The following is a 9,017-nucleotide window of genomic DNA, read 5'->3' as shown; positions in this document are numbered from 1 at the left end:
GGCGGGGGGGGTTGTCCTGCCCCAAACCCCCCCCCCCCCCCCCCCCCCCCGGGGGGCCGCCCCACGTCCCAGGAGATCCTCCATGTCACACACTTTCAGGCTGTGCACCATCGTGCTGCTGGCCGCAGGGCTGGCCGCCTGCGGATCCACCGCCACCACCAGCACGCAGCGTTCCGAGCACCACTACGCCTTCGGCAAGGCCCCGGCCCCGGCGCCGGCAAGCTCCGGCGTCGCGCCCGTGGTGGCCACCACGCAGGCCGACCAGCGCGGGCCCGCCAACGTCGCCCACATCGTCTACTTCGACTTCGACGCCTACACCATCCGCAACAGCGACCGGGCCATCGTGGAAAGCCATGCGCAGTGGCTGCGCAGCAATCCCGGGCGCTCGGTGATGCTGCGCGGCCATACGGACAGGCGCGGCGGCATCGAATACAACCTGGCGCTCGGCCAAAAGCGTGCCGACGCGGTGCGCAACAGCCTGCAGCTGCTGGGCGTGAACCCGGCCCGCGTGGAGTCCGTCAGCTACGGCAAGGAGCGGCTGGCCGACGAAGGCACGAGCGAAGAAGCCCACCAGCGCAACCGGCGCGTGGAATTCGACTACCGCTGAGCCGCCGCGCTCCGCATCCGCCTGCCGCCGGGCCGCCATGAAGGAACAGATCCGCACGCGGTCGGTGCACCGCAGCCCGGCGTCCCGTCCCCACGGGAAGAGCAGCCTCCCAATGACCCTGACCGAGGCCGAGAGCATGTTGTCGCAGCAATTGGCAAATGGCCTGGAGTACCTGGCACGGCACATGGTGCTGCTGCCCGAACCCTACCCCGGCTGCATTCTTTTCTTCACGGTGTCGGCCGAGAACAAGGTTGCCTCCGTCTTCCACGTGCGCGCCACCACGCTGGAGGCTGCCTGGCGCGAGGGTGCGACACGCGTGCGCCAATGGGCCTGGGCCCGCAAGCGTGACGAGGTCGATCTGCGCATCGACTGGGCGCAGGACATCACGCCCCTGAAGGCGGACAGTCCGCTGCCGGACTGCAGCGCCTGGACCCAGGCGCCCATGCGCTCCCTGGCCCTGGCTGATGCCAGCCTGGAGCGTGCGCAGCTGCTGCAGCCCCTGCTGCCAGATCCGCACCCGCTGGGCAGTGAAACAGGCAGCGCCCAACGGCCCCTGCACCCGCCCTGCCTGCTGCTGCACCTGCGCGGCATCTATATCAGCGGGGAGCAGCCCGCCCTGGCCGTGCCGCGCACCGACCCGCCCGAGCAGCGCCTTTGGCCCCACCTCGTGCCCGTGCACGCTGCGCTGCAGCAACTGCTGGCGCAGCAGGGCAAGGACGGAAGCTGGCCCGGTTGCGGGGATGTCTGCGACCACCTGGGCGTGACCTACGCCCTACTGCAGGCCCAGCGCCATGCGGGCAGCGCCGCGCTGGCGCAGGCCATTGCGCTGGCCGTGGACCATGTCGAGCAACGGCTGCAGCCATTGCCCGGCGACTGCCTGTCCAGCTCGCTGGCCATGCTGGTGCTGGCCCGCCACCTGCGCAACAGCTTTGTCCTGGGGCCGGGAGCCGACAGCCAGGCCCGCGCCCGCATTCCGGCGCTGATGGACCCGCTGGCGGAAAGCCTGCTGTCCATGGCTGCCGCTTCGGCCAGCACCACCAAGGCTGCCGCCGCTGCCGCCAATGCCGCTGAAGCCGGCACACCCCGCTCCGGCCAGCCCATGCTGACCTGGGCCGAGCTGGCCATGCATGTCTATGCAAGCTCGCGCCCCGCCACCAGCGACAGCCCCACGCTGCGCGCGGCGCGCAGCGCCCTGCCCGACACGGCGGCCCTGCCTGCCGCCTTCCTGCAGGCCGCGCTGCCGCAGCTGCTGGGCATGGATGGCGGCAATGACGGCAATGGCGACGACGATGGCGACGATGGCGAAAGTGTCGACAAGGCAGGCGCCCTTTGTGCACGCTGGATAGGCATTGCCCTGATCGAGAGCCTGCAGCTCGACGCAGGCCTGGAGCCGCAGCCCACCGACCTGCTGCGCCAATGGCAGATCAGCCTGCAGCGCCATCTGCAAGGCATGGCCCAGCGCGCCATCTGGCCTGAGCAGGCGCTGTACCTGCCGCCCGCCCGGCGCCGCCATGCAGCCTTTGCCGATGCAAGCCTGCGCCAGGTGCTGCAGTCCCCGCGCGAAATCGCCTGGCTGCTGGCATCCAGCCTGGCAGGCCTGGAACTGCTGGACGCCCTGACCCAGGCACTGCGCGCGGCCACCAGCCATGCCGCTGCCGAATCCGGGGAAGACGCGCTGCCTGCGCAGGCAGGCCACGGCTTGAGCGCGGGCGACAGCCCTGCCAAAGCTTCCCCGCCCTCGCCATCACTCTCCCTCGCGTCGCGGGCCGATGAGACTGCGGGCCAGCCGGCTTTTCGGCCCACAGCGGGCTCCATGTACCCGCCCATGTCCTGGGACAGAGCTTCCCTGGCTGAACTGATGAGCGGGCGCTGGCTGGATGCCACGACGGAGCCCGGCACAGAACCCAGCACCGATAGCGGCACAGATCGCGGCACCGGTTGCGCGGGATTGGACGCCAGCCGCCTGCACCACCAGCCCGGCGCCGCCGTGCTGGTGCGGCGTGCGGGCATGGCGCTGGGCGTGCAGGCTGCGGCCCTGCCCACGCTGCGCGCCTCGGCGCTGATCAGCAGCAGCCCGCAGGGCCTGCTGGACCACGGCGTGCCGGTGCTGCATGTGCCTGATATGGAAGAGGGCCTGCGCAATCTGGCGCAGGCGGCCCGCCGCCGCATCCAGTCGCCCGTGGTCGCCGTCAGCGGCTGCGTGGGCAAGACCTCCACCCTGGGCATGATGCGCCAGTGCCTGCAGGACGGGGGAGACGCGCGTGGCGATGCCCTGCTGTCCCAGGGCACGGCGCTGCAGATGATCAATTGGAGCGAGGCCTCGCCCTGCGCCCTGCTGGAGCTGCCATTGCAGGCACTGCGTGGCGACCTGCCGCTGATTGACCCAGATATTCTGGTTATTACTAATCTTTCAATAAATAACACCCCCCATTCAGGGGAGTCCGAGCCCTCCGGACAGGCCGGTCTGTCCGGTGAAAGAAAATACGAAGCATTGCAGGAAGTGCTTGAAGCCATGCAGCTCATGCACAAAGGCAGTGCGCTGGTCACCGATCAGGACATAGGTGAAAACCCCAGTGTTATTGAGCATGCCAAACGCATGGGACTGCGCCTGATCACGTTTGGCCCCCATTGCAATGCACAGGTCCGTGAAATGGGGTTTCACAATGGAAATCTGCAAATAGGCATGGGCAGCCTGCGCCTGGGCATTTCCCTGCAATCCGACGGCCACCACATGGCACTCAATGCGCAGGCGGCCCTGGCGGCCCTGCATGCATTGGGCTATGCGCCCGCACAGGTGCAGGCTTCCCTGGCCCATTGGCAGCCCATGATCGGAGCCGGGCAGCCGCAGCTCCTGCCCAGTGGAATCTGCCTGCTGGACCACAGCCTGAGCAACCACTTACTGTCCATGACAGCTGCATTTTCCCAGCTGCAGTCGGTCGCTCCCCATGTGAGCAGAAGGCTGATCGTGCTGGCGGGCATACAGCCCGGCCAGGCCAGCATCGACGCTGCGCAGCTGGCCCTGGAGCCGCTGGTGCGGGATGCCCAGGCCCGGCGCGTGCTGCTGTACGGGGAGCCGCTCAGGCCGCTGGCGGCAGCCTTGGGCGATCTTTTGCACGTCAATTGGTATGACGATCTGAATCAGCTGATTTGCTCGCTGCTGAGAACAACCCATAAAGGCGATACGGTTTTGTTGGCCGGCCGCGCCACGACCAATCTTGCCCTGGCGGCCGATGCCATACGGGATAGTTTCAGTGGCCACGGGGGCCATTTAATAGCGTCTATTCAGGCTCCCTGCTTTGATCCACATCAAAAACAAATGAACATGCATTCTTGATTGAATAAAACTTATAGAGGGCTGTATATAACTCGCTACAGTGTTTGTGAAACGAGTACCTTTACATTTTGTAAAGATGCTTACTAAGCCCATCAGAACATGATCCGATACCTTCTTCCCCGTCAGTTGGCCAAGGCCACGGCGATGCCGTCGGGAACGGAGACGGTGGGGGCTTTTGCATCTGCCATCGCCGAGTCCTTCGACCGGGCTGCGCACCAGCTGCGCCGGGCTGGCTGGCTGTCGCTGCCCATCAGTCTGCTGGGCCTGCTGCCGTCCATCTTCCTGCTGCAGGTCTACAACCGCGTCATTGCGCGTGGAGGCACCGCCACCCTCACGGCCATGGTGGCGGGCGTGCTGTTCTTCCTGGGCGTGGAATGGTGGCTGCGGCGCAGGCGCGCCCGCGCCCTGCGCGAAGCCGGCGCCATGATCGACCGCGACGTGTCCCAGGCGCTGATGCACTCCATGCTGCGCCACCCGCTGGCCGCGCTGGAGCAGCGCTCCTCCAGCCAGTGGCTGCAGCTGTTCCGCGACGTGAGCGCCATGCGCTCAGGCATGTCCGGGGGCCTGGCGACCTCGCTGCTGGACCTGCCCATGGCCCTGCTGGCCCTGGTCGTCATCGGCATCATTGCCTGGCCCGTGCTGCCGGTGATTCTGGTGGCCATGCTCATCATGGGCGTGCTGGCCTGGTGGTGGGCCGACGAGGTGCGCAGCGGCCGCGTGGAGGAAATCGCCCAGGCCCGCATGCTGGACCGGGGCACGGCCGAGATCTGCAATGCCCGCGCCACGCTCAAGGTGCTGGGCTACGACGCCGCCGCACGCCAGAACTGGCAAAGCGGCTATGACCGCTGGCTGGCCGAGAGCTTTGGCAAGAACGGCGAGATGGAGAACGCACGCGAGGCCAGCACCGTGCTGCTGACGCTGTTCTCCATTGCCGTGATCACCGTGGGCGCCATTGCCATCAATGCGCAGTGGATGAGCATCGGCAGCCTGATGGCCGTGAACCTGCTGTCGGGCAAGGCGCTGGGCCCCATCTCGCAACTGGCCAGCAACTGGCGCTCGCTGGCCCATGCCAACGAGGCCGCACGCCGCCTGCAGGCCGTGCTGGAGGAACCCGTCGAGGCCATGACCGACACCGTGGACCTGCCCCGGCCCCAGGGCCGGCTGCGCCTGGACCAGGCAAGCTTCCACTACCCGGGCGGCCATGTGGCGCTGGAGCAGGCATCGCTGGAGATCGGCCCCGGCGGGCTGCACGCCATCGTGGGGCGCAACGGCGCCGGCAAGTCCACCCTGGCCAAGCTGCTGGCCGGCCTCTACCAGCCCACGCAGGGGCGCATCTTCATCGATGAATACGACATGGCCCAGTTCCCGCGCGCCGAGCTGGGCCGCTGGATAGGCTGCCTGGCCCAGCAGGTGTACTGGTTCAGCGGCCCCATCGTGGACGGGCTGCGCATGGTCAACCCCGATGCCGACGACCACAAGATCGTCACCGCCTGCCAGATCTCGGGCGCGCACGGCTTCATCAGCCGCCTGCCCCAGGGCTACCAGACCGTGCTGGGCGAAGGCGGCGCGGGCCTGTCGGCCGGCGAGCTGCGCAAGCTGGCCCTGGCCCAGCTGTTCCTGCGCAACCCCTCGGTGCTGATCCTGGACGAGCCCAGCAACGACCTGGACTTCGAGAGCGAAACCGCGCTGCTGCAGACGCTGCGGCAGATTGCGCTCAAGCACACGGTCATCGTCGTCACGCACTCGCTGCGCGTGGCCTCCATGGCCCAGCACCTCTACCATGTGCGCGGCGACGGCGGCATCGAGCATGGCTCGCCCCAGCTGCTGCTGCCCCAGCTGTTCGGCACGGCGCGCGAGCCTGCGGCTCCCGCAGCACCCGCAGCACCCGCAGCACCCGCAGCGTCCGCTACGCCGGCCGACCCGGCCCCGCATGCCGATCACCCCGCCGTGGCGCAGGAGCTTGCCTCATGAGGGCCGGGCGCTACGACGACCTCCCCCTGGTGCTGCGCCAGTCGAGCGAGGCGCAGGCGGCCGTGCACGGCCAGCCGCCTGCGGACGCGTCCGGCGCAACGGCCCCCACCCCTGGCCGAACCGCCCTGGCGCGGGGCAAGTGGCTGCTCGTCATCCCCGTCGCCGCCCTGGTGGTCACCGGCCTGTTCTATCCGGTGGAGAACGTGGTGGTCGCCAGCGGCCAGGTCATCCCTTCCGACCGCGTGCAGACCGTGCAGCATCTGGAAGGCGGCATCGTCACCGCCGTCCATGTGCGCGAAGGCCAGGCCGTGACCCAGGGCCAGCCGCTGCTGGAAATCGACCTGGGCAGCAACAGCCTCAACCTCGAACAGCTCACCGCCCGCATGGCCACGGCCCAGGCCGTCAAGGCGCGTCTGGGCGCGGAAAGCCAGGGCCGGCCGCTGCAGCGCACCGCCTTCCCCGCCGACCTGGACGCGCAGGTGGTCCAGGCCGAACTGGGCGCCTTCTCGGCACGCGCGCTGGAGCACCAGGGCAGCCTTGCCGCAGCCCAGGCCCAGCTGCAGCAGGCGCGCGGCGACGTGGCCCAGGTGCAGGCGCGCATCGAGGGGCTGGAGACCAATCTGCGCCTGCACCAGCAGGAAGCCTCCATTGCCGGCCAGCTCGCCTCCGAGCAGCTGATAGGCCAGCTGGAAGTGCTGGACAAGCAGCGGGCGCTGGAGCAGGTCCGCGCCGAGCTGGCTGCCTCGCGCCAGACGCTTTTCAGCAACCGCGCCAAGATCGAGCAGGCCCAGGCCAAGCTGCAGGAGACCCAGGGCGCCTTCCGCCGCCGCGCCTCCGACGAGCTGGCCCAGACCGAACGCGAGCTGGCCAGCCTCAACGAAGACCTGGTCCGCGCCCGCACCCAGCGCACGCGCACGGCCGTGCTGGCGCCCACCAGCGGCTTCGTCAAGGGCCTGCGCAGCTCGGGCGCCGGTTGGGTGGTCAAGCCCGGCGAGCCCATCCTCGAAATCGTTCCGGACAAGGACGAAGTCATCGTCGAGGCGCGCCTGAGCCCCGCCGACCGTGGCTATGTGCACCCCGGCCAGGCCACCCGGGTGAAGATCTCGGCCTACGACTTCCTGCGCTACGGCTCGGTGCCCGGCCAGGTCACCCTGGTGGCGGCCGATGCCGACCGCGATCCCAACCTGGCCGACTCGCCCTCGTACTTCCGCATCCAGGCCAGCCTGGAGCAGCCCTGGGTGGGCCGCACCGACAACCGCATCACCACCGGCATGCAGGCCGAACTCGACCTGCTGCTGGGCCACGAACCCTTTATCTGGTATTTGCTGCGGCCCGTGCTGCGCATCCAGAGCGAAGCCTTCCGGGAGCCCTGATGCCAGGCCGCCCGACCTCCCCTTCCATGGGCTGGCACGCCCGCTGCCACACCCGGCTGCGCCAGCTGCTGGCCGCTGCCTGCTGCCTGTCCGCACTGCAGGCGCTGCAGGCCGCTGCCGCGCCCGTGGCTGCGGCGGACAGGGACCTTGATACGGACATCGGCATGGTTGCAGCAGCCGCGCCCGCATCCGCAACACCAGACCCCGTGGTCCTGCGCCTGGCCCAGCACCTCACGCCGGGCACCCTGGCCAGCGACGGCGGGCAGCGCCGCCTGCTCGATGCCCTCTACGCCCTGATCGACGAATACCCCGACGTGCGCAAGGCGCGCGCCGCGCTGGAATCGGCCGGGCATGACGTGAACACCGCGCGCGGCGCGCGCTGGCCCACCTTCAAGGTGGGCACCAACACGGGCGATGCCAAGCTGCGCCGGGGCCGCGAGTCCTACACCGCCGTCAACGCCGAAGTGCGCATGGCCCTGCTGGACGGCGGCGCCATCGGCGCGGGCATACGCTCGGCCGAATCGCAGGAAGCGGCCCAGGGCAGCGTGCTCTACGGCACGCGCCAGAACGTGCTGCTGGAGGCGCTGACCGCCCTGCTGGAGCTGCATCGATTCGAGGACAAGGCGCGCGTGGCGGCCGAGTCGGCGCGCATCATCGGCCAGCTCGCGCGCATCGAGGAGCGCCGCGCCGAACTGGGCGCCGTGGGCCGCAACGACCTGCGCCAGGCCGCCTCGCGCCAGGCCGGCGCCCTGGCCCAGCAGCACGCGCTGGAGTCGCAGCGCATGGATGCGCAGGCCCGCTTCACGCGCTACTTCGGCTTCACGCCCCAGCCCGGCTGGCTGCCCCAGCTCAACGTGCCCGTGCAATGGATGCCGGCCAACGAGGACTCGGCACTGCAGGCCTCCGAAACCGTCAGCCCCGAGCTGCAGGAGATGGAGCAGCAGATCGAGAAGGCCCGCGCCGAAGTGGACCGCAGCAAGTCCCAGCGCTTTCCCACGCTGGCCGCCGTGGTGGCCCACACGCGCGACCCCAGCGGCGTGCTCTATGCCGAGGGCACGCGCTACGGCGTGGAGCTGAGCTGGAACTTCGGCAACGGCTTCGAGCTGCGCGACCGCATCCTCAAGGCCATCAACGAACTGCAGGCCCAGGAAGCGCAGCAGGAAACCGTGCGCCGCCAGGTGCGCGAAACCGCCTCCGCCGCCTGGGGACGCACCCAGTCCGGCCGCCAGCGCGAAAGCCAGCTGGCCGACGCCGTGCGCGAGGCGCGCGCCGCCTTCGAAGGGCGCCGCCGCCTGCTCGAAGTCGGGCGCGGCAGCCTGGCCCAGGTGCTGGACGCCCAGCTGGACATGCAGCGCCTGCTGCTGGACGAGGCCGACGCCATCTACGACCAGCGCATCAACGAACTGCGGCTGGCACGCACCACCGGCCGCCTCCTGCCCCAGGACCCGCCCGATCAATGGCTGAACGCGCTGTTCACCCCGCAAAAACCGATTCCGGCAGGTGGTGGTGCGCCAGGCACTGCCCCCATGGACGAGCCCGGGAACGCGCCCGGCCCTGCGCCCTCGCGCATCCGCCCCGAACCCCAGGACGCTGCCGTGGCCACCCTGTCCGCCAGCGCCATGCCCCAACGAATACAGCTGCGCCTTGAGCAGCAGTTGCGCCCCGTTTCAGACGCTTTTCCAACCACCGCCTCGCGACAGCAGTGGTGAAGTGAGAAGCGGCAGGTGAGGTT

The 9,017-nt window shown here is 69.3% G+C and carries 5 protein-coding genes; all 5 read left to right on the top strand.

Annotated elements, in window-relative coordinates; all coding sequences use genetic code 11:
* The first annotated feature begins 82 nt into the window (after window positions 1-82).
* The 5 genes from IAE24_RS26980 (at window position 83) to IAE24_RS26960 (ending at window position 8,994) form a co-directional block, all read left to right on the top strand.
* Window positions 83-607 (top strand): OmpA family protein, encoded by a 525-nt coding sequence (locus IAE24_RS26980; RefSeq protein ID WP_012204004.1) that lies wholly within the window; start codon window positions 83-85, stop codon window positions 605-607.
* Window positions 608-719: 112 nt separating this feature from the next.
* A complete protein-coding gene (locus tag IAE24_RS26975) occupies window positions 720-3,941 on the top strand; it encodes a Mur ligase (RefSeq protein WP_233626377.1) in 3,222 nt (1,073 codons plus the stop codon).
* 99 nt (window positions 3,942-4,040) lie between these two features.
* Entirely contained in the window at window positions 4,041-5,912 is a 1,872-nt protein-coding gene (locus IAE24_RS26970) for a peptidase domain-containing ABC transporter (RefSeq protein ID WP_199962135.1), read from the top strand.
* Window positions 5,909-7,285: an HlyD family type I secretion periplasmic adaptor subunit gene (locus IAE24_RS26965; RefSeq protein WP_199962137.1), complete on the top strand. Its 1,377-nt coding sequence runs from the start codon at window positions 5,909-5,911 to the stop codon at window positions 7,283-7,285. Before IAE24_RS26970 ends, IAE24_RS26965 begins: the two co-directional genes overlap by 4 nt.
* Window positions 7,285-8,994 (top strand): TolC family protein, encoded by a 1,710-nt coding sequence (locus IAE24_RS26960; protein ID WP_199962138.1) that lies wholly within the window; start codon window positions 7,285-7,287, stop codon window positions 8,992-8,994. Before IAE24_RS26965 ends, IAE24_RS26960 begins: the two co-directional genes overlap by 1 nt.
* The last annotated feature ends 23 nt before the right edge of the window (window positions 8,995-9,017 follow it).

Source organism: Delftia sp. S65 (genome assembly GCF_016516495.1).
In the GTDB taxonomy this organism is placed as follows: Bacteria; Pseudomonadota; Gammaproteobacteria; order Burkholderiales; family Burkholderiaceae_C; genus Comamonas; species Comamonas acidovorans.
The sequence above is the reverse complement of the archived record's forward strand: the minus strand, read 5'-3'. Positions and strand labels throughout refer to the sequence as shown.